Raw genomic sequence first — 20,675 nt, forward strand, 5'->3', positions numbered from 1 at the left:
AGCGATAAAGTGTGAGGTAGATCTTCTTTTTATAAATTGTTTTTACATTGCTCGATTTTCTAGGCTGTTAACATCGAATAAAAAGGAATTTCAAATAATTATCATTAAATTTACATAAAATTTTAGTGTATAAAACCAAGGGGATTAGTCAGGTTTTACCAATAATAAGTGAATAATACTATTATTATAGCTGAAGAGTTTCATTCATATTGAATGCTAATTTGCGAGGAGTCTCACTATTTATTTTTAGAAGAAGTTCAATTTCGAAGAGAAAATTTTAAAATAGATTGAGAAAGCGAATCGTTTCGCTTTTTTAGTAACAGTTATGTCACATAACATAAGAAATAATCATGTTTCTGACTATTTTCTTTATCTTTCCTCATTAACTCGATGTATAGCTCAAAGTAAAGGCTTTGCCTAATCGTATAAAGCAAGAGATAATCTGGTTATCTCTACTTACTCATCATGTCGACAGTTACAAGTACTTACGCCCAGATAAATGTGCATTATCAGTGTAAATGCATTGTGTGTTGCAAGTGAGGTGGGTACACTGCACGACTAAGTTTATTTTGGAGTTATCTTAATGAGTGATATAGCGAATTGGCAGCCAACCGCCCCCATCGCTAACCTGTTACAGCGCGCAAAAATAATTGCGGAAGTCAGACGTTTTTTTACTGATCGCTGTGTACTTGAAGTCGAAACCCCCGCAATGAGTCAGGCAACAGTCACTGACATTCATCTTGTTCCATTTGAAACGCGTTTTGTGGGTCCTGGTGCGGCACAAGGCATTAATTTATATTTAATGACTAGCCCTGAATACCACATGAAACGCTTATTAGCGGCAGGTAGTGGCCCTATCTATCAGTTAGGTCGTAGCTTTAGAAATGAAGAAGCAGGGCGACATCATAACCCTGAATTTACCATGTTAGAGTGGTATCGTCCGCATTTTGATATGTATCGTTTGATTAATGAAGTGGATGATTTACTGCAACAAGTTTTAGAATGTGAGAGTGCAGAGCTACTTTCTTACCAACAAGCGTTTTTACGTTATTTGGATATTGACCCGCTGTCCGCCGAGAAAAGCGAATTACGTGAGGTTGCAGCCCGTTTAGATTTGAGTAATATCGCGGATCAGGAAGAAGATAAAGATACCTTACTTCAACTGCTATTTACCATGGGCGTTGAGCCTCATATTGGTAAAGAAAAGCCTGCAGTCGTGTATCATTTCCCTGCGACTCAAGCTTCTCTTGCGGTGATTAGCACGGAAGACCACCGCGTAGCTGAGCGTTTTGAGGTGTATTATAAAGGGATGGAACTGGCGAATGGTTTCCATGAACTCACCGATGCAAGCGAACAACGCCAGCGATTTGAACAAGACAACCGTAAGCGTGCGGCAATGGGGCTTCCTACTGCGCCTATTGATGAGCACTTATTGGCGGCTTTAGAGCATGGTTTACCCGATTGTTCTGGTGTAGCAGTTGGGGTTGATAGGCTGATAATGATTGCATTAAATGCAGACAAAATCAGTGATGTGATCGCATTCCCTGTCACTATTGCTTAAATAAGGCGGTTAACTTGAAGAGAATGCAGCCAAATGAAATGGCTGCATTCTTGTTTTTGGTTCAGAAAACTATTTTTGCTTCTGCTGTTCTAAGAACTTAACCCCTAAGTCAGGGAAGTCTGTGAAGGCGCCATCGACATCGGCTTGGTTATAAATAATGTCATAAAGCTGTTGCCCATCTTTGGCGTATTTTGGCAGCTTATCAACACGGATAGTGAATGGATGAACTGCCATTTTATTATCATGAGCTTCTTTAACCATGCCATTCACTTTGATATTAGTTGGCGTAGATTCTTCACTAATTAGCATATGATAATCAGGGCCAATACCATCAGCATAGGTCGCAATTTCTTTCATGGCGCCGGGTTTCATCATCCAATCATAATTGTAATTAACCCAAGTTCCGTCAGGTTTTTGCTCTTGAGTTTCATTCCAATCGGTGTAAGCAATCAATTGAATTAATTTAAGATCCATTCCCATTTCTGGCATCAAGGTATTTTTGATACGTTTTAGGTCATTAGGGTCAAATGACTGTAGATAAACGTTGGAATCCTTGGTGGTATAGCCATACTCTTTAAGGACTTCGAGTGTTTTTTTGGTGATATCTTTGCCTTCTTGTAAGTGGAACCAAGGGGCTTTAATTTCTGGGTAGATACCAATATTCTTACCCGTTGACTTGTTTAATCCCTGAACAAATTCAATCTCTTCTTGGAAAGTATGAACGCGGAAGTCTGATTTGCCCATTGGGAAGCGGTTCGGATAGCTTTGCACTTTTTTACCATCAACAATATCAAATCCTTCTGTAAAATTGAGTGATTTGATTTCATCAAGGGTAAAGTCAATCGCATAGTAACGGCCATCTTTACGAGCGCGGTCAGGGAAACGTTCAGCAACATCTGTCACGCGATCGAGATAATGGTCATGTAAGACCACGAGCTCGTTATCTTTCGTCATAACTAAATCTTGCTCAAGAAAATCAGCACCTTGTGCGTAAGCCATTGCTTTTGCAGGTAGGGTATGTTCCGGTAAGTAACCACTTGCACCACGATGTGCAATGACAACTTTACTTGAAGCTTGAGCTACAGCAGACACTGACATCACTAAAACCATACTAGCCACCAATGTTTTTAATGGAAAGCTCATGATTATATCTCCTTGGCACTTTATTTGGGTAAAAAAATGGGCTACATCATTTTTTGATATAGCCCACGAGTCTAGCGATTAACAATGAACATTTGATGAATGTTTATTGTGAGTTTGCTAATTCGCGTTTATGTTTGCTTTCGCTCAACATCACGATAAACAGTAGAACAACGGCCAGTGCTGAACCACCGATCATGACTGCGAAGCCACCGTCCCAACCGAAGTAGTCTACGGTATAACCAACGATAGCACTTGCTGCTACAGAACCACCGAGGTAGCCGAACAAGCCTGTGAATCCTGCGGCTGTACCTGCTGCTTTTTTCGGTGCAAGTTCAAGGGCGTGCAAACCAATCAACATAACAGGACCATAGATTAGGAAACCGATGATCAACATACATGCCATATCAACATTTGGGTTACCAGCTGGGTTCATCCAGAACACGATAGTTGCAATGGTTACCAGAACCATGAAGAACACACCAGTGGCTCCACGGTTACCACGGAAGACCTAATCCGACATCCAACCACACAGTAACGTACCTGGGATACCTGCGTATTCATATAAGAAGTAAGCCCATGAAGATTTGTCCATTGCGAAGTGTTTAACTTCACGCAGGTAAGTTGGAGACCAGTCCAAAACACCATAACGCAGTAAGTAAACGAACACGTTCGCAATCGCAATCATCCATAATAGTTTGTTAGGGAAAACATACTTCATGAAGATTTCTTTTGCAGTTAACTCTTGCTCATCTGATGCTTTATAGTCAGTTGGATAGTCGTTTTTGTACTCTTCAATTGGAGGAAGACCACAAGATTGCGGGGTGTCGCGCATTAACGCAAATGCAATGATTGCAACAAGGATAGCAGCCAATGCAGGCATATACAGCGCAGCTTTCCAGTCGTTAAACCATGCCATACCTAACATGAACAGTAATGGAGGGATACCACCACCGACGTTGTGTGCACAGTTCCAAACCGAAACGATACCGCCACGTTCTTTTTGTGACCACCAGTGAACCATGGTACGCCCACAAGGAGGCCAACCCATACCTTGGAACCAACCACAAAGGAACAGTAATACGAACATTACCATGATGCTTGATGTTGCCCATGGTACGAAGCCCATAATTAACATCACTGCGGAGGCGAGAATCAAACCTGCTGGTAAGAAATAACGCGGGTTTGCACGGTCGGAAAACGACCCCATGATAAATTTAGAAAATCCGTAAGCAATTGAGATCCCTGATAATGCAAAACCAAGGTCACCTTTAGAGAAACCTTGTTCAACAAGATATGGCATCGCTAACGCAAAGTTCTTTCGGACTAGATAATACGCTGCGTAACCAAAGAAAATACCCATGAAGATCTGCCAGCGAAGCTTACGATAGACAGGATCTATCTTATCCGCTGGCAGCCTCTCTATATGAGGTGCTGGTTTAAAAATGCTTAACATATACGCCTCCGATGGCATGCTAATTTTTATTTACACTTCCATTTCTCTATTTCAGAGAAATATTGAGTGTTTATTATTGGTGAAGTAACAAAAACGAAAGTAATCGAGTAATTTAAGAGTCTTTATTTTCTTAATTGCTCTAAATTGTAGGCGTTAAAAAACAATTTATCTGTAATCCAACGCACAATTATTGATTTTGTTTATGAAGTTGCATAGTAAATGACATTTGTGAATAGAATGGAACTAGAAATGTTAATTATTTTGTGATTCTCATCACGATTTTGTTCTTTTGAACACTGAATATGCATCAATTGCTTTCGTTTTTGTTCCTTATCAAACATTGATCGCGTTTCTGGGCTATATTTAATAATAGATTATAAAAATAGAATCTATACTTATCGATTATAGAAATGTTTATTAATGTGAGGAATGCGACATGAATGGCTCATCTGTGACTGAGACGGATGTCATCATTATTGGTGGTGGCGCAACAGGTGCAGGAGTCGCTCGTGACTGCGCTCGCCGAGGTCTAAGAACTGTTTTACTCGAAAGGCATGATATTGCGACTGGCGCGACAGGGCGTAACCATGGGTTACTTCATAGTGGCGCGCGTTATGCAGTCACAGATGGTGAATCCGCCAGAGAATGTATAGAAGAGAACAAGATTTTAAAACGTATCGCGCATCACTGTATAGAGCGAACTGATGGTTTGTTTATTACTTTACCTGAAGACAGCTTAGAGTATCAGCAACAATTCATTACGGCTTGCCAAGCTGCGGGTATTGATGCGACTGCAATTGACCCCAAAGAGGCTATTCGCCTTGAACCTTCTGTTAACCCACATCTAATAGGTGCGGTTCGTGTTCCTGATGGCACGGTTGACCCATTCCGTTTGACTGCGGCAAATATGTTAGATGCCAGAGAGCATGGCGCGAAAGTGTTAACTTATCATGAAGTTATTGGTTTGATTCGTGATGGCGACACCGTACGTGGCGTTACGGTTTATGATCACCACGCCAAGAAGCAATATGATATTTACGCGGAAATTGTCGTCAATGCAGGCGGGATCTGGGGGCAAAAAATCGCAGAGTATGGCGAATTAAAAATTAAAATGTTCCCTGCGAAAGGGGCGCTATTAATTTTAGGCCATCGCTTGAACAACATGGTGATAAACCGTTGCCGCAAACCTGCAGATGCCGATATTTTAGTTCCCGGCGATACGATTTCCCTGATTGGGACCACATCGACTCATATTGAATATGACCAAATTGATAATATGTATGTCACCCCTGAAGAGGTGGATATTCTTATTCGTGAAGGTTCAATGCTATCGCCAGCACTTGCAACAACACGTATTTTACGTGCATATGCAGGTGTTCGGCCATTAGTTGCCAGTGATGATGACCCATCAGGGCGTAATGTCAGCCGCGGTATTGTGCTGTTAGACCATGCTAAACGCGATGGCTTAGAAGGGTTTATCACTATCACTGGTGGTAAGTTAATGACATATCGTCTGATGGCTGAGTGGGCTACTGATAAAGTTTGTGAAAAATTAGGCCACAGTGCCAAGTGTACAACAGCAGAAGCGCCACTACCGGGCTCGCAACATAGTGCAGAAGAAGCCTTACGCAATGTTGTTTCTATCCCAGCCCCTATTCGTGGCTCAGCGGTTTACCGTCATGGTGACAGGGCTTCTGCAATTCTCAGTACGGATAGGCTCGATAAAAGTTTAGTTTGTGAGTGTGAAGCCGTTACTGCTGGTGAAGTACGCTATGCCGTTAATTCATTAACGGTGAATAATTTACTTGATTTAAGGCGTCGTACTCGTGTGGGGATGGGAACTTGCCAAGGTGAATTATGTGCTTGCCGTGCTGCGGGGTTACTCAATCGTTTTAATGTCACAACGCCTCATGAAACAGAGCAACAACTGAGTCACTTCCTTAATGAACGTTGGAAAGGTGTACGTCCAATTGCTTGGGGTGACGCATTGCGTGAAAGTGAATTTACCAGCTGGGTATATCACGGGTTATGTGGCATGAATGAAGCGACACTTGGCAAGGATGCACAGAAGGAGGCGGACAATGAAATATGATGTAGTGGTAATGGGCGGCGGTTTAGCTGGATTAATGAGCGGTATCCGTTTGACCCAGTCTGGTCTATCTTGTGCAATTGTTAGTGCAGGGCAAAATGCATTACATTTTTCATCAGGCTCCTTGGATTTATTAACCCATTTACCAAATGGACAAGTGGCTGAAAAACCACTAGAAATGCTTGATGCGCTAAAGGAACAGGCGCCAGCACACCCTTATAGTTTAATCGGAGAGACGCAAGTTACTGAGCTAGCGCATATGGCTCAGTCAATATTGCAGCAAGCAGGAGTTCATTTAAAAGGCTCTTGTGAAGAAAACCATTATCGTATTACACCTCTGGGCCATAAACGGATGACTTGGCTTAGTCCGGAGTCTGTCCCGACTGTCGGTTTGCACCATAAAATGGATGTTAGCAAGATTGCTGTGGTTGGTATCGAAGGTTTCTTGGATTTTCAACCTCAAATGGTGGCTGATGAGCTACAACGTGAGGGGTTACAAGCAACATCACATTATGTGCATTTACCATTATTAGACCGGTTAAGAGAAAATCCGAGTGAGTTTAGAGCAGTTAATGTTGCTCGCTGGTTAGACCGCCCAGAAAATATGGCACAAATGGTGGCTGAAATCTCACCATTGGTTGCAGATGCAGAGGCGATTTTTATGCCAGCCTGTATCGGGCTTGATAGCGATGAGCCCCTGCAGGAATTACAAATGAACTTAGGTAAGCCATTATTTTTACTACCGACTCTTCCTCCTTCACTATTGGGGATCCGTTTGCATGAAATGTTGCTGCGTCAGTTTCGTCGCCAAGGCGGAATTGTGATGCCGGGTGATAAAGTTACTGCGGTAAATTGTGTTGATGGCCGAATTGAATCTGTCCAGACTCGTAATCATGGCGATATCTCTTTAAAAGCTAAGCATTTTGTTCTGGCGACGGGGAGCTTTTTTAATAATGGTTTGGTGGCAGAGTTTGACCGTGTCTATGAGCCTTTGATGCAATTGGATCTGTGTGAAATTTCAGAACGTGCAAAATGGACGAATAAAGAGTTTTTCGCTTCCCAGCCCTATATGGCTTTTGGTGTGAAAACCGATGAAAAGTTACGCGCACAAAAAGAGGGGAAAGCCATTTCTAATCTTTATGTGGCCGGCGCCGTTTTAGGCGGTTTTGACCCTCTCACTCAAGGTTGTGGTGCAGGTGTATCGATAATTAGCGCATTATATGCCGCTAATGAAATTATTAATGAACTGAGTAAGAATAAAACTATGCAGGTGGAGGTGGCACAATGAGTATTCAAGATGCAAGCTTTGAAAGCTGTATTAAATGCACTGTGTGTACCACTTATTGCCCTGTTGCAAAGGTTAATCCTCTGTATCCTGGTCCTAAGCAAGCAGGGCCAGACGGTGAGCGTTTACGCTTAAAAGATCCGATGCTGTATGACGAGGCACTTAAATATTGTACAAACTGCAAGCGTTGCGAAGTCGCTTGTCCATCGGATGTGAAGATTGGCGATATTATTGCTCGTGCGCGTAATACTTACAGCCAACAGAAACCTAAAATTCGTGATGCTATTCTCAGCCATACGGATTTAATGGGGTCGTTATCGACGCCATTTGCACCAGTTGTAAATACTATTACAGGGTTAAAACCTGTACGTCAAATCCTTGATAAAGCATTGAAAATAGACCACCGCCGTGAGTTACCTAAATATTCGTTTGGGACTTTCCGCCGTTGGTATGCAAAACAAGCTGCTGAACAAGCTAAATTTGAAGAGCAAGTTGCGTTCTTCCATGGTTGTTATGTGAATTATAACCACCCTCAATTAGGTAAAGACTTAATTAAAGTCTTTAACGGCATGAATATTGGTGTTCAGCTACTTAAACGTGAAAAATGTTGTGGTGTGGCATTAATTGCCAATGGCTTTATGAAGCAGGCGAAGCGCCAAGCTAATGTTAATTTAGAGTCGTTGCAAGAAACTATCCTTGAAAAACATGTACCTGTTGTTGCAACTTCATCAACCTGTACGTTTACCATCCGTGATGAATATACGCATGTACTTGATGTTGATACTTCAGCAATGAGGGATAACATTGAGCTCGCAACGCGCTATATTTATCGGTTACTTGAAGAGGGGCGTGAACTCAAACTGAAACATACGCCTTTAAAAGTGGCTTATCACACGCCATGCCATATGGAAAAAATGGGTTGGACTTCCTATACGTTAGAGTTAATTAAACGTGTACCAGGGGTTGAGCTAATTGTGTTGGATTCACAATGCTGTGGTATCGCAGGAACCTATGGTTTCAAAAAAGAAAACTATGAGGTTTCTCAAGGAATAGGAGCAGGATTATTCCGCCAAATTGAAGAAAGTGGCGCGGATATGGTGATCACAGACTGCGAAACTTGTAAGTGGCAGATTGAGATGTCGACGAGTAAGAAGTGTGAGCACCCGATTTCACTTCTAGCAAAAGCTTTGTGATCTGTTACTTATCGAATTGTAGGGTTGTTATTTTTTGTTTTAGCTCAGTTAAACTTATTTGGAGATAGCATTTAGCTATCTCCTTTTTTTGTTTTTAGTGTTGATTGGCTAACTGTTTTTTATCTGAGTTTGCAAAGAAAGACTTCAAGATAAAGTTCAAAAGCACACCATAAGCAGGCAAGAAAAATAGCATGCAAATAAGTAGCTTAAAGACATAGTCAACTAAAGCAATCTCTACCCAATTTGCAGCCATAAATGGATCGCTACTGCGGAAAAAAGCAATAAAGAAAAAGGCGATAGTGTCAATCAAGTTACCAAAGAACATTGCACAGGCAGGTGCTACATACCAACGTGCATTTTGGCGTAATCGATTGAAAACACTGACATCTAATATTTGACCCAGTACATAAGCCATAAAACTCGCTGCGGCAATACGTGCTACAAATAAGTTAAATTCAGATAATGCGGTAAAACCTTGCCATTCACCTTGGAAATATAAAGCTGAAATAACGTATGAAATCAGTAATGCGGGCAGCATAACTGCAGTGATAATTCTGCGTGCAAGCGGCGCGCCATAAATACGAACGGTTAAATCAGTAGCTAAGAAAATAAATGGAAAAGTAAATGCACCCCAAGTGGTATGGAAGCCAAAAATATTAATTGGCAACTGCACGAGGTAGTTACTAGAAGTAATGATTAAAATATGAAATAACGAAAGCCAAATTAACGCAGTGGCTTTTTGCTGCGCAGTAAAATCAAACATATTGTACCTTTTTAGTCACAATGGGGTGAGGGAACCCATGAAATACATCCCAACACTTGGGAGCAGCGCATCATACTCTTGTTGCGCAACAAATGCAAAACTGTTCATTTATCAATGGATATTTTATTATATAATCAGTCTATTGATCCCTTTTAGAAGTGTTTTTTAATGTCTGATTTATTTGCTAACCCAACGAAAACCCTTGATACACTAGGGCTGCGTTGCCCTGAGCCTGTGATGTTAGTGCGTAAAACGGTTCGTAACATGGCCGATGGTGAAACGTTGTTAATTATTGCTGATGACCCAGCAACCACACGTGATATCCCAGGTTTTTGCCGCTTTATGGAGCATGATTTATTAGCAGTAGAGGCTGACAACGCACCATATCGTTATTTGTTGCGTAAAAAATCGAGCTAGTTGTTACTAGCTAATTTCTTTTTGTATGTTAATCCCTGCCAAGAGGTAGGGATATTATTGTAGGCTTAATACTTCCTGATAGCTTAACCCAGTAAGTTGGCAGATAAGTTCAATACTTGTACCAAGTTGCAAACCTTTAAGTGCAACTTCATGTTGTTTTTTGTTTGCTCCAATATCAATGCCTCTATTTACACCAATATCAATGCCTCTATTTACACCAATATCAATTCCCTCTTGTAACCCTTGATTTTTTAATCGTTGCGCGATGTTCATAATAGCCTCTTGGTTATTTTCTAATTGGTATATAAGTTGATTAACCACTGTCTCAAAATGAGGTGAATCCATAGTAATAAATAAATAGTTGAAAATAGTGATGATGTCATCACTATGATGATAATTTTGATTCATCGCTTCAGCTAGTAACTGCGTGACTTTTTCTATGTTATCTCTTAAGTCTCTGTGCTTCATTGCGAGTTCCATGACGGCAACTTTGCGATGATTTACGAGTTCGTTATCATCAATAACAGTAATATCAACGAGCGGAAATGGCTGACTATATAAGTTTGATGCAATTTCTGGCCATGGGAAACAGTGTGTCCATGGTTTAGCATATGGATAAGGCGTTATCTTCCCATGATAAAATAAAACAGGCACAACCAGCGGTAGATCACGATGACCTTGTTGTAAATGTTGGTTCATGGCAAGGAATGCATAATGCATCATTCTCCAACCCATTAGTTTATCTGGTGTTGATTGGTGCTCAACTAACATATAAATATACCCTTCACCTTGCTGTGTCTCGACAGTGTAGAGAACATCTGAAAGACGAGTGCGTAGCTGGTTATCAATGAAAGAAGAGTTTGTTATCGCTAATGTTTTGAAATCACATAATTGCTTAATATGGCCGGGTAAATGGATATCAAAAAAATCACGTGCATTATCAATTTTAGACATAAACCCTTTAAATGCAGCATCATGTGGTGTTGAACTGTGATTTTTTACCATGCCAAGTACCTGCTAAACGTCATGCCGAAATAATCTATTTACAAAACGTATTTTAGCGAAGATTGAGACTGATGGAGAAAAAGTTAGTCCTAATTCTCTAATTAAGGTTGTATTTAACATATTGTAATACAACAAAATATTGGAATGGTTGTAAATAAAAACGCCACTAAGTGTGGCGTTTAAATCAATTGGTATAAATTATTTTTTCACTTGAGGTAACTTGACTCGCAGTAAACGTACAGCGTTCGCAGTGACGAGTGCTGTTGCACCTGAATCAGCAAGTACGGCGACCCAAAGCCCGGTAATTCCCAATAAACTGGTCACCAGAAATATTGCTTTTAGCCCCAAGGCAATCGCTATATTTTCACGAATAATTTTCCGAGTCGCACGAGATAATGCAATAATCTCTGCAAGTCCAGTCAAACGGTTATGGGTTAATGCAGCATCGGCGGTCTCTAATGCCACATCAGTACCACTACCCATGGCAACACCGATACTAGACGCTTTCATTGCAGGGGCATCGTTAATACCATCACCGACCATCATTGTGCTGTGGTTACGATTAAGGGCCATAACTGCCGTCACTTTATCTTCTGGTAATAACCCTGCGCGGTATTCCATGCCTAATTGGCCCGCGATAGCGCTTGCAGCACGAGGGTTATCGCCTGTTAGCATTACAGCATTCACATTGAGCGCTTTCAGCATGCTCATCGTATCTACTGCATCGCTGCGCAATGTATCTTGCAGTGCGGTTAAACCAATTACGCGGTCATTTTCGAGTGTGACAACAACCGTTTTTCCTTCAGCTTCTAATGTTTCGACCTTATTTTGCCATTCACTATCGAGTGGAATATCAAGGCGGTTTGGCGAACTCACTAGTATACGCTTACCATCAAGTACACCCTCCACTCCTTTTCCAGCCAATGCTTTACGATCTTGTGCTTCAACAATGCCTAACGATAACGCCTCTGCTTTATTCACCACCGCTTTTGCCAGAGGATGATGTGAACCCACTTCAACGGAGGCGGTAATTTGGACTAATTCAATTTCGGTCATGCCTTCTACAGGAATAAGGTCAGTGACATGAGGTTTACCTTCCGTGAGTGTGCCTGTTTTATCTAAAGCAATTGTCGTGATAGTGCCCAGTTGTTCAAGTGCCGCACCGCCTTTAATTAATGCACCTCGGCGTGTTGCTGTTGCCAGTGCAGACGTTATCGCCGCAGGGGTTGAAATCACTAATGCACAAGGACAACCGATTAATAACAGTGTTAAACCTCGGTAAATCCAAGTCTCCCATGGTGCACTGAAGAATATTGGTGGAATAATAATCACTAGTGCTGAAATAAGCATAATGATTGGGGTATAAACTCGACTAAAGCTGTCAATAAAGCGTTCTATCGGCGCACGGCGTTCTTCAGCTTCCTCAATTAGCTGTAAAATGCGGTCAATCGCATTTTGACCTTGCTCTGATACCACCTGCATTTGAACGGCTCTATCAACAGATAAGCAGCCTGCAGCCACCTTTTCACCGACATTACGCTCTACAGGAACGGACTCACCTGTTAACGCACTTTCATCAAAGCTGGCAAAACCTGACACTAACACCGCATCGGTAGGTAAACGTCCACCCGGTGCAATCTCAATAATGTCTCCTGGTCGTAATTGCGCAACAGGAATCGTTGTTTTTTGCCCATCTTTGATTAAAACGGCGTCTTCTGGTACCAGTGCCATTAAGGCGCTAACCCCTCGTCGGGCTCTTCCGGCAGAATAGGATTCCAACATTTCGCCTAACATAAACAGTAAGATAACCATCGCGGCTTCTTCTGTTGCTTGAATAAAGATTGCGCCTATTGCGGCAACGGACATCAAAGTTTCGATAGCAAAAGGGGAACCCGTTCGCATTAAGCGCAATGATTTACGTGCGATCGGGTATAACCCAAATAGAGTGGTTAAAATAAAGGCGATATTACCCAACTGTGGATTGATAAACTCAATTCCCCAACTAATCGCCATTAAAATCGCTAATATAATAACGGGCTTAGCTTCATTGAGTAAGCTTTGTGGTGGCGCGATAGTTGCCGCACTGTTGCCACCGACTTCAAGTAATTCATAACCCGCAGTTTCAACGGTAGAACGCACTGCTGTACTAATATCGGTGTTGGCATCAACCACCAGTTTTTCCGTAGCAAATAACACTTTAGCTTGTTTTACTTCACTTATTTGCCTAACTGCAGTTTCAATTTTGTTTGCACAGCTTGGGCAATCCATACCACGGATGATCCAGCTAAAGCGCTGGCCTGCCGCTTGGGTAGGCTCAACTTCATTGCTGATATCCGCAGTTAACCCGCAGCTATTGCCATGTTTGTGATCATGACCAGTATGGTCATTGGCGGCGTGATCATGAGTTGAATGACACTCACCACTGTGCCGGTGACTGCCTTCATCGTCGTCAGGATGTTTCTTCACACTACCATGTTCATGAGTATGTGAGTCATCACTAACTTTTTGGCTATTGCCCGCTACAGTAGATGAACAGCAACTGTTGCTAGAGCAGCAGCTACTTGTGTGATTATGTGTTTCTTTATGGGAATGTGAGTGCATAAGCGCCCCCTTATCAAACAATGTGTTCTATCATTGTGGATAAGTTTACACTCTGGAGTCTACTCCAGAGTCAAACAAAAATAGGGCGGCCAATTGATAAAATTCTCAAATAGCACTTTTTATCAATTGGCATGGTATGACTAAAAGGTGTGATTATAAGTAAATCGCTCGCACAATGAAAAACTGTCCAAGGAAGTATAGTGCTGCAACAACGGCTTTTGAGGCTTTAAAGGGAATACGGAATCGAGCAATTAGCCAAATACAGTTAGAAAGAAATAGCAGTGATGCGCCAATCATGATTGAGAAGTTGTATTCACGACCGAGACCAAAATATTGGTCACCAGCAACCCATGCCATAATCATGCACATTATTAATGATGCAAAAACAATAGCTTGTAGGCCTTCAAGCTTGCCCCAAATGAAAACTAAAGTAACGGCAGCGACAATCAGAGGTGCGGCAAGCCAAGGTAGATAGAGCCCGAAATTAAATTGCATTCCGAAGCTGATGGTATAAATCAAATAACTCAAGAACATCAACGCGACGGAAGCTAGTAAGTGCTCACTTGAAAGCATGCGAGAAAGATCTGCAACGAGAGAAACTAGCAGCCCCGCAAGAATAAGATAATTTTGCAGGTTAAGGTCGTCGGAGCTCCAACCCCAAAGTAATAAAAGTAGCAGTGTGATTGGGCGAAATAACCAACGTTGCCACCCGGGTCCTCGATAGGCGGCATCGACATATAACCAACCGGAAAAGAGTACAGCGAGGAATGGCCAACTAATCATATACACATCCTTATATGTTCAATGAATGACACGGCAGGGATCCGGTAACTTAGAAACGTGTCCTGTTTAGTTAAATAAGATAAACTATCATGACGGACTTTTTAAGCAAAATGCACACATTATGAATAAGCCAATATTACTGATTATCGTTTTAGCGATTATTGCGGTGCTCGCCACTAAGCGTTTTTTTGACCAACGCAAGCAAAATGAACTTAATGATAACGCTTTGCCTGTAAGCTACTTAGTAAAGGTTGATAGCAAAAAAGACTACCCTTATCCTAACATGCGTTCTCGAGAGCGGGATGTTGTTTCACCTGAAACTTTTCGCTATGAGATTCACTTTAAAACGCTATCAAGCGGCGAAATTATTAAAACTATTGTAACGGAAGAACAGTATCAAGGCGTTGAGCTTGGCCATGAAGGCAAGCTCATTATGCAAGGTACTCGGTTTATTCGTTTTGAGCCAGCGTAGAATAAGTTATTCACCTGATTGTTTTTTCTTTGCTTCTTCTAAATCGGCTTTATTTTTTTTCTGCATGGCTAGCATTTCGAATACGCCAAAAAAGAAAATGCGTAATTGAACTAAACCAGAGATTTTCTCTCCTTTTGGCAGCGTTGCTTTTAGGAAAATAGTTTGTAGTGCGTGCATGAAAATCATAAAAACCATTGCAATATCCATAAAATATTTCAATGGTTTAGGGAATGGGTGGACGAGATTAAAGACCATAAAGCCCCAAACGCAAATCATGAGCAGGCGTCCAATATTGATAAACATGTTTTTGTCCCTAAAGTGAAGTTCGAATAAAAAGGCGATATGCGACTTGCCCTGCTATTTTTTCGCGATGAAGTTGCCAATTAGCTGGGATGTCAGTAAGTGGTGACTCCGCTTCTGACTCAACGTATATCCAGCTTTCTTCAGCTAACCATTGGTTTTTTTCTAACAATTGAATGGTTTCATTGAGCAGCCCTTTGCGAAATGGTGGGTCAATGAAAACGACGTCAAAAGGTATACCTGCTTGGCTTAAAAAATTTAGGCTATTGTGATTCACTACGGTTGCGTTATCGGCTTGTAAGCGAGCTTTATTTTCAGCCAGTAATTGTGCGTTTTGTTTATCGAGCTCAATAAAGGTGACCGTTTCTGCAAAACGAGAAAGTGCTTCAAAGCCCAGAGAACCACTGCCTGCGAAGCAATCTAAGCAACGCGCATCCCGAATAATTGGCATCAACCAGTTAAATAATGTTTCTTTAATTCTGTCTGTGGTTGGGCGCAAGCCCTCACTATCACGAACTGGCAGCTTTCTTCCGCGCCATTTCCCACCGATAATACGAATTTGCCCTAAAGAGGGAGATTGTGGTTTTTTTGCCATAATGTTTATTGTTGCTTAACGGGTTTATGTACTTAAATTTGATTGTTACTATTGTATACCTGTCAGGCGATAAGTTGCAGTGTTGTTATCTCTGATTGGCTGTATTTCAATTATAGTGCTTCATTTTCACAGTTTTAACACGAAAATTCAGATTAAATTGGCAGGATTTTTCTTTCAGATATGTGTTGCTGAGCGATGAAATGGTAGACTGCATATAATTTTATTGCGATTTGATTATCGAGTGCCATATTTTTACCGCGAGGAGTGTAGTGGCAAATGGCTAAAGACAAGAAAAAAGGTTTTTTCTCATGGTTGGGGTTTGGGCGTAAAAATGAAGAAGAAACCCAGCAACAAGAAGCTCAACAGAATGATAATGATATAATCAAGGACGTTGAAAAACAATCAACCCATGAAGCTGCGGTAGATGCCGCAACAGCCGAAGTAGAACGCCAACATCAAGCAGAGCAAGCCGCGATTAAAGCCGCTGAAGACGAAGCTGAACGTCAGTATGAAGCACAGCAAGCTGAGATTGAGGCAGCAACAGAGCAAGCAGAACGTGAGCGAGAAGCGAAACTAGCAGAACTCCAAGCCGCCCAAGAGCAAGCAGAACAAGCGCGTCAGGAAGCCCAAGAGAAAAAACTAGCGGAAGAAAAAGCTGAGCGTGAGCGTCAAGAAGCTGAAGCAATGCGTATTGCTGAAGAAGAAATGGAACGTCAGCGTCAGCTTGAGCTAGCTGCGATTCAAGCGGCAGAGGAGGCCGAAGAGCAACGCCGTCAGGCGGAGTTAGCTGTCATTCAAGCAGCCGAAGAACACGCGGAACGTGAGCGCCAAGCAGCAGAAGTCGCACGTTTAGCCGAAGAACAAGCGGAACGTGAACGCCAAGCAGCAGAAGCGGCACGTTTAGCCGAAGAACAAGCAGAACGCGAACGCCAAGCAGCAGAAGCGGCACGCTTAGCCGAAGAACAGGCTGAACGCGAGCGCCAAGCAGCAGAAGCGGCACGTTTAGCGGAAGAACAAGCCGAACGCGAGCGCCAAGCAGCAGAAGCAGCACGTTTAGCGGAAGAACAAGCCGAACGCGAACGTCAAGCAGCCGAAGAAGCCCGTTTAGCCGAAGAACAAGCGGAACGTGAGCACCAAGCAGCAGAAGAAGCGAGAATTGCAGAGGAAGAAGCTGAAGCTGAGCGCTTACGTTTAGAAGAAGAAAAAAATAATTCACCAACAGAGCAAGAAAAACCTAAAAAAGAAGGTTTCTTTGCTAGGCTAAAGAAAGGGTTATTAAAAACTCGCCAGAATTTAGGTTCAGGTTTTTTTGGGCTGTTTTCAGGTAAAAAAATTGATGATGACTTATTTGAAGAGCTAGAAGAACAGCTATTGATTGCCGATGTCGGGGTTGATACCACTCGTAAAATCATTGATAACTTAACGGCACATGCAAGCCGTAAAGAACTCAAGGATGCAGAAGCGTTATATGGCAAATTGCGTGAGGAAATGTCTGATATTTTAGCGAAAGTGGATAAACCACTCGTGATTGAAGATAAAAAACCCTATGTTATTCTTATGGTTGGTGTTAATGGGGTCGGGAAAACGACTACAATTGGTAAATTAGCACGTCAATATCAGTCGGAAGGAAAAAGCGTCATGTTAGCCGCGGGGGACACTTTCCGTGCAGCAGCCGTTGAGCAACTTCAAGTATGGGGTGAGCGTAATAAGATCCCTGTGGTAGCCCAACATACTGGTGCAGACCCTGCATCTGTTATTTTTGATGCAATTCAATCAGCACAAGCGAAAGGGGTTGATGTTTTAATTGCAGATACCGCTGGACGTTTACAAAATAAATCGCACTTGATGGAAGAGTTGAAAAAAATTGTTCGGGTAATGAAAAAACTCGATGAAAATGCTCCCCATGAAATTATGTTAACGCTAGATGCAAGTACTGGACAAAATGCGGTAAGTCAGGCAAAACTTTTTGATGATGCGGTCGGTCTAACAGGTATCACATTGACTAAACTCGATGGCACAGCAAAAGGTGGCGTAATTTTCTCTATTGCCGACCAATTTGGTATTCCAATTCGTTATATTGGTATTGGTGAGGGTATTGAAGATTTACGTCCATTTAAAGCAGATGACTTTATCGAGGCTCTATTTGCCCGAGAGGAATAATTTTCGATGATTCGCTTTGAACACGTTAGTAAAGCTTATCGCGGTGGCCGCCAAGCACTCCAAGGGGTTGATTTTCATCTTCAACCTGGAGAAATGGCATTTCTAACAGGCCATTCAGGCGCAGGTAAAAGTACATTACTTAAACTGATTTGTGGTATTGAACGCCCAAGTGCGGGTCATATTTTATTCAATGGTCATGATATCAGCCGCTTGAAAAATCGAGAGATCCCGTTTCTGCGTCGGCAGATCGGGATGATTTTTCAGGATCACCACCTGCTTTTTGATCGAACGGTATATGACAATGTCGCAATGCCGCTAATCATTTCTGGTGCCAGTACCGAAGATATTCGTCGCCGAGTTTCTGCGGCATTAGATAAAGTCGGGTTATTGGACAAAGCTAAAAACTTTCCAATTCAGTTATCTGGTGGGGAGCAACAGCGTGTCGGTATTGCCCGAGCGGTAGTGAATAAGCCAACGATGTTATTAGCGGATGAACCAACAGGTAACCTTGATGGTGAATTGTCAGAAGGGATAATGCGTTTATTCGAAGAGTTCAACCGTGTAGGGGTGACCGTTTTAATGGCAACCCATGATATTGCATTGATTGAGCGCCGTAACTACCGTGTTCTTACATTAAGTGAAGGCCGTATGCTTGGAGGTCAACATGGCTAAGAATGTCCGAAAAAGTAAGCCGGAACGAGCCAAGCAATCGAAAAGTAAAGCATTAAAAGGCGGTTGGAAAGAGCAGTGGCGTTATTCGTGGTTGAATGCGCTCGCTGATATGCTTAGACAGCCTTTAGCCACCTTTTTGACTATCATGGTTATTGCCATTTCACTCACGTTACCGAGTCTTTGCTATATTGTGTGGAAAAATGTTTCGCAAGCTGCGGAGCAATGGTACCCAACACCACAACTCACTGTTTATTTGGATAAATCTCTTGATGAACAAGGTGGGCAAAATGTGGTAACGCAGTTGCAAGCGCTTGATGGGGTTGACCATGTGAATTATCTTTCACGTGACCAAGCCATGAGTGAGTTTCGCAGTTGGTCTGGTTTTAGTACTGCGCTCGACATGCTAGAGGAGAACCCACTGCCTGCGGTAGCTATAATTACGCCTAAAATTGATTTTGAAGGTTCTGATGTATTAACAACACTGCGTGATAGGGTTAGCCAAGTCGATGGCATTGAAGAAGTTCGCATGGATGATAGCTGGTTTGCACGGTTAGCCGCACTAACAGGTTTGGTGGGGAAAGTTGCTTCTGTCATTGGGATTTTAATGATTGTGTCACTGTTCCTTGTGATAGGAAATAGCGTACGGCTCAATATTTTTGCTCGCCGTGATACAATCAATGTGATGAAGTTAATTGGTGCTACCGATGGGTTTATCATGAGGCCATTTTTAAATGGTGGCCTTGTCTTGGGCGCATTAGGTGCCATTATTTCCTTGATTATGACCTTTCTACTTGTTTGGCAGTTAGCAGACGGTGTTGCAAAAGTAGCCAGTGTGTTTGGTACACAATTTCAGATTGAAGGGTTGTTATGGGAAGAGTCTTTATTGATTCTATTGTTATCGGCTATGGTTGGTTGGATAGCAGCATGGTTAGCAACACTTCAACATTTACGACACTTTACACCTGAGTAACGAGTTGTTTTCTCATCATTTTTATTAAAGAGTCATGATTTAATTATGTCATGACTCTTTGATTCCATTGCAAATTTGCGTTAAAAATGAACTTAGTCTGAATTGTTTTGTCCTACATTGACCTACTGTTAACAAATTTTGTATATAATTTATTTAACGCGGTTAAACTGGTAGACTAAAAGTGTTTGCCTCATGGTTAACCAATGCGGTTATCAATACAAACTAATCTGTTTTCTATTATTTTATTGAGGATCTGAATGACCAAAGACATGCAATCATTAGCTCTTGTTCCACAGGGGAGTATTGAAGCCTACGTTCGGGCGGCTAACTCTTACCCGATGCTTACCGCTGAGGAAGAAAAGGAACTCGCTGAACGGCTGCATTACCATGGTGATCTGGATGCTGCAAAGCAACTGATCTTATCGCATTTGCGCTTTGTTATTCATGTTGCTCGTAGTTATGCAGGGTATGGTTTACCGCAAGCTGATTTAATTCAGGAAGGTAATATCGGCCTGATGAAAGCGGTGCGTCGTTTCAATCCTGAAGTTGGCGTTCGCCTTGTTTCCTTTGCGGTTCACTGGATCAAAGCTGAAATTCATGAATACGTTTTACGTAACTGGCGTATTGTGAAAGTCGCGACGACAAAATCGCAGCGTAAGTTATTCTTTAATTTAAGAAAGAATAAAAAACGTCTTGGTTGGTTTAACCAGGACGAAGTCGATATGGTTGCCCAAGAGTTAGGGGTAAGTACTAAAGATGTGCGTGAAATGGAATCACGTATGGCTGCACAAGATATGGCATTTGATATGTCAGATGACGATGACAGCAGTGATTTTGGTGGTCCGGTAGCCCCAGTCTTATACTTACAAGACAAAGCATCAGACTTTGCTGGCTCAATTGAAGATGATAATTGGGAAAGCCATGCAACTGATCGCTTAGCAGATGCACTAGACTCTTTGGACGAGCGTAGTCAGGATATCATCCGAGCTCGTTGGTTAGACGATGACAACAAAACAACGTTGCAAGAACTTGCTGATAAATACGGCGTTTCTGCAGAACGCGTTCGTCAGCTTGAAAAGAACGCCATGAAGAAGTTACGTTTGGCGATGGAAGAAGACGAAGACAGCGAAATGTAATTTATTACTGGCTAATTCGTTGCTCACTAAAATTATCTGCATTTATTGCCTGTTAAGAGGTGGATAAATGCAGATAA

General features: G+C 42.0%; 17 protein-coding genes and 1 pseudogene. 10 read left to right on the plus strand and 8 right to left on the minus strand.

Annotation, left to right across the window (positions count from 1 at the left end; genetic code table 11):
• The first annotated feature begins 583 nt into the window (after nt 1-583).
• Nucleotides 584-1,561 (plus strand): elongation factor P--(R)-beta-lysine ligase, encoded by a 978-nt coding sequence (gene epmA / locus M1F25_RS04605; RefSeq protein ID WP_004258613.1) that lies wholly within the window; start codon nt 584-586, stop codon nt 1,559-1,561.
• 69 nt (nt 1,562-1,630) lie between these two features.
• Here epmA and glpQ read toward each other — a convergent pair whose 3' ends face one another.
• Both glpQ and glpT read right to left on the minus strand, forming a co-directional pair.
• Complete coding sequence (gene glpQ, locus M1F25_RS04610) at nt 1,631-2,704, minus strand: glycerophosphodiester phosphodiesterase (protein ID WP_004258611.1); 1,074 nt, start codon at nt 2,702-2,704, stop codon at nt 1,631-1,633.
• Between the two features lie 103 nt (nt 2,705-2,807).
• Nucleotides 2,808-4,157: pseudogene (glpT, locus tag M1F25_RS04615) on the minus strand (glycerol-3-phosphate transporter).
• Between the two features lie 436 nt (nt 4,158-4,593).
• Between glpT and glpA the strand changes: the two are divergent.
• Genes glpA through glpC form a run of 3 tightly spaced genes read left to right on the plus strand, consistent with a single transcriptional unit; the run spans nt 4,594 to nt 8,724 of the window.
• Entirely contained in the window at nt 4,594-6,249 is a 1,656-nt protein-coding gene (glpA, locus tag M1F25_RS04620; protein ID WP_004258606.1) for an anaerobic glycerol-3-phosphate dehydrogenase subunit A, read from the plus strand.
• On the plus strand, nt 6,239-7,534 hold the full coding sequence (gene glpB / locus M1F25_RS04625) for a glycerol-3-phosphate dehydrogenase subunit GlpB (protein WP_181489364.1): 1,296 nt from the start codon (nt 6,239-6,241) through the stop codon (nt 7,532-7,534). The genes glpA and glpB overlap by 11 nt, the downstream gene beginning before the upstream one ends.
• Nucleotides 7,531-8,724 carry an anaerobic glycerol-3-phosphate dehydrogenase subunit GlpC gene (glpC, locus tag M1F25_RS04630; protein ID WP_004258601.1) on the plus strand — a complete coding sequence of 398 codons (1,194 nt, stop codon included), beginning with the start codon at nt 7,531-7,533 and terminating at the stop codon, nt 8,722-8,724. Before glpB ends, glpC begins: the two co-directional genes overlap by 4 nt.
• Before the next feature lie 94 nt (nt 8,725-8,818).
• Here the strand turns inward: glpC and M1F25_RS04635 are convergent, their stop codons facing one another.
• A complete protein-coding gene (locus M1F25_RS04635) occupies nt 8,819-9,487 on the minus strand; it encodes a 7-cyano-7-deazaguanine/7-aminomethyl-7-deazaguanine transporter (RefSeq protein WP_004258598.1) in 669 nt (222 codons plus the stop codon).
• 168 nt (nt 9,488-9,655) lie between these two features.
• On the opposite strand from M1F25_RS04635, the gene tusA reads away from it, so the two are divergent.
• Nucleotides 9,656-9,904: a sulfurtransferase TusA gene (gene tusA, locus M1F25_RS04640; protein ID WP_004258596.1), complete on the plus strand. Its 249-nt coding sequence runs from the start codon at nt 9,656-9,658 to the stop codon at nt 9,902-9,904.
• A 54-nt stretch (nt 9,905-9,958) separates the two neighbouring features.
• On the opposite strand, the gene M1F25_RS04645 is transcribed toward tusA, so the two are convergent.
• From M1F25_RS04645 to M1F25_RS04655, 3 genes are all read right to left on the minus strand, one after another.
• The gene (locus M1F25_RS04645; protein WP_136135055.1) at nt 9,959-10,909 is read right to left on the minus strand and encodes an Rpn family recombination-promoting nuclease/putative transposase; all 951 of its coding nucleotides are present in this window, start codon (nt 10,907-10,909) and stop codon (nt 9,959-9,961) included.
• Nucleotides 10,910-11,107: 198 nt separating this feature from the next.
• The gene (locus M1F25_RS04650) at nt 11,108-13,510 is read right to left on the minus strand and encodes a zinc/cadmium/mercury/lead-transporting ATPase (protein WP_181489366.1); all 2,403 of its coding nucleotides are present in this window, start codon (nt 13,508-13,510) and stop codon (nt 11,108-11,110) included.
• A 153-nt stretch (nt 13,511-13,663) separates the two neighbouring features.
• Complete coding sequence (locus M1F25_RS04655) at nt 13,664-14,293, minus strand: lysoplasmalogenase (protein ID WP_004258589.1); 630 nt, start codon at nt 14,291-14,293, stop codon at nt 13,664-13,666.
• A 121-nt stretch (nt 14,294-14,414) separates the two neighbouring features.
• On the opposite strand from M1F25_RS04655, the gene M1F25_RS04660 reads away from it, so the two are divergent.
• Entirely contained in the window at nt 14,415-14,765 is a 351-nt protein-coding gene (locus M1F25_RS04660) for a DUF2500 family protein (protein ID WP_004258585.1), read from the plus strand.
• A gap of 6 nt (nt 14,766-14,771) precedes the next feature.
• Here M1F25_RS04660 and M1F25_RS04665 read toward each other — a convergent pair whose 3' ends face one another.
• Together M1F25_RS04665 and rsmD are read right to left on the minus strand one after the other, a co-directional pair.
• Nucleotides 14,772-15,068 (minus strand): DUF1145 family protein, encoded by a 297-nt coding sequence (locus tag M1F25_RS04665; protein ID WP_004258582.1) that lies wholly within the window; start codon nt 15,066-15,068, stop codon nt 14,772-14,774.
• Nucleotides 15,069-15,078: 10 nt separating this feature from the next.
• Complete coding sequence (rsmD, locus tag M1F25_RS04670) at nt 15,079-15,660, minus strand: 16S rRNA (guanine(966)-N(2))-methyltransferase (RefSeq protein ID WP_004258577.1); 582 nt, start codon at nt 15,658-15,660, stop codon at nt 15,079-15,081.
• A 276-nt stretch (nt 15,661-15,936) separates the two neighbouring features.
• Here rsmD and ftsY point away from each other — a divergent pair, with 276 nt between their 5' ends.
• The 4 genes from ftsY (at nt 15,937) to rpoH (ending at nt 20,598) form a co-directional block, all read left to right on the plus strand.
• Nucleotides 15,937-17,820 carry a signal recognition particle-docking protein FtsY gene (gene ftsY, locus M1F25_RS04675; protein WP_181489368.1) on the plus strand — a complete coding sequence of 628 codons (1,884 nt, stop codon included), beginning with the start codon at nt 15,937-15,939 and terminating at the stop codon, nt 17,818-17,820.
• A 6-nt stretch (nt 17,821-17,826) separates the two neighbouring features.
• Complete coding sequence (ftsE, locus tag M1F25_RS04680; protein ID WP_004258545.1) at nt 17,827-18,492, plus strand: cell division ATP-binding protein FtsE; 666 nt, start codon at nt 17,827-17,829, stop codon at nt 18,490-18,492.
• Complete coding sequence (gene ftsX, locus M1F25_RS04685; protein ID WP_004258540.1) at nt 18,485-19,462, plus strand: permease-like cell division protein FtsX; 978 nt, start codon at nt 18,485-18,487, stop codon at nt 19,460-19,462. Before ftsE ends, ftsX begins: the two co-directional genes overlap by 8 nt.
• Nucleotides 19,463-19,719: 257 nt before the next feature.
• Nucleotides 19,720-20,598, plus strand: a complete 879-nt coding sequence (gene rpoH, locus M1F25_RS04690; RefSeq protein ID WP_004258535.1) for an RNA polymerase sigma factor RpoH — start codon at nt 19,720-19,722, stop codon at nt 20,596-20,598.
• Nucleotides 20,599-20,675: the final 77 nt, after the last annotated feature.

Source organism: Providencia sp. PROV109 (assembly GCF_033681625.1).
Lineage (GTDB): Bacteria > Pseudomonadota > Gammaproteobacteria > Enterobacterales > Enterobacteriaceae > Providencia > Providencia hangzhouensis.

Coding starts and splice junctions, on each gene's coding strand:
- epmA (WP_004258613.1), top strand. CDS start 584: ATGAGTGATATAGCGAATTGGCAGCCAACCGCCCCCATCGCTAACCTG.
- glpQ (WP_004258611.1), bottom strand. CDS start 2,704: ATGAGCTTTCCATTAAAAACATTGGTGGCTAGTATGGTTTTAGTGATG.
- glpA (WP_004258606.1), top strand. CDS start 4,594: ATGAATGGCTCATCTGTGACTGAGACGGATGTCATCATTATTGGTGGT.
- glpB (WP_181489364.1), top strand. CDS start 6,239: ATGAAATATGATGTAGTGGTAATGGGCGGCGGTTTAGCTGGATTAATG.
- glpC (WP_004258601.1), top strand. CDS start 7,531: ATGAGTATTCAAGATGCAAGCTTTGAAAGCTGTATTAAATGCACTGTG.
- M1F25_RS04635 (WP_004258598.1), bottom strand. CDS start 9,487: ATGTTTGATTTTACTGCGCAGCAAAAAGCCACTGCGTTAATTTGGCTT.
- tusA (WP_004258596.1), top strand. CDS start 9,656: ATGTCTGATTTATTTGCTAACCCAACGAAAACCCTTGATACACTAGGG.
- M1F25_RS04645 (WP_136135055.1), bottom strand. CDS start 10,909: ATGGTAAAAAATCACAGTTCAACACCACATGATGCTGCATTTAAAGGG.
- M1F25_RS04650 (WP_181489366.1), bottom strand. CDS start 13,510: ATGCACTCACATTCCCATAAAGAAACACATAATCACACAAGTAGCTGC.
- M1F25_RS04655 (WP_004258589.1), bottom strand. CDS start 14,293: ATGATTAGTTGGCCATTCCTCGCTGTACTCTTTTCCGGTTGGTTATAT.
- M1F25_RS04660 (WP_004258585.1), top strand. CDS start 14,415: ATGAATAAGCCAATATTACTGATTATCGTTTTAGCGATTATTGCGGTG.
- M1F25_RS04665 (WP_004258582.1), bottom strand. CDS start 15,068: ATGTTTATCAATATTGGACGCCTGCTCATGATTTGCGTTTGGGGCTTT.
- rsmD (WP_004258577.1), bottom strand. CDS start 15,660: ATGGCAAAAAAACCACAATCTCCCTCTTTAGGGCAAATTCGTATTATC.
- ftsY (WP_181489368.1), top strand. CDS start 15,937: ATGGCTAAAGACAAGAAAAAAGGTTTTTTCTCATGGTTGGGGTTTGGG.
- ftsE (WP_004258545.1), top strand. CDS start 17,827: ATGATTCGCTTTGAACACGTTAGTAAAGCTTATCGCGGTGGCCGCCAA.
- ftsX (WP_004258540.1), top strand. CDS start 18,485: ATGGCTAAGAATGTCCGAAAAAGTAAGCCGGAACGAGCCAAGCAATCG.
- rpoH (WP_004258535.1), top strand. CDS start 19,720: ATGACCAAAGACATGCAATCATTAGCTCTTGTTCCACAGGGGAGTATT.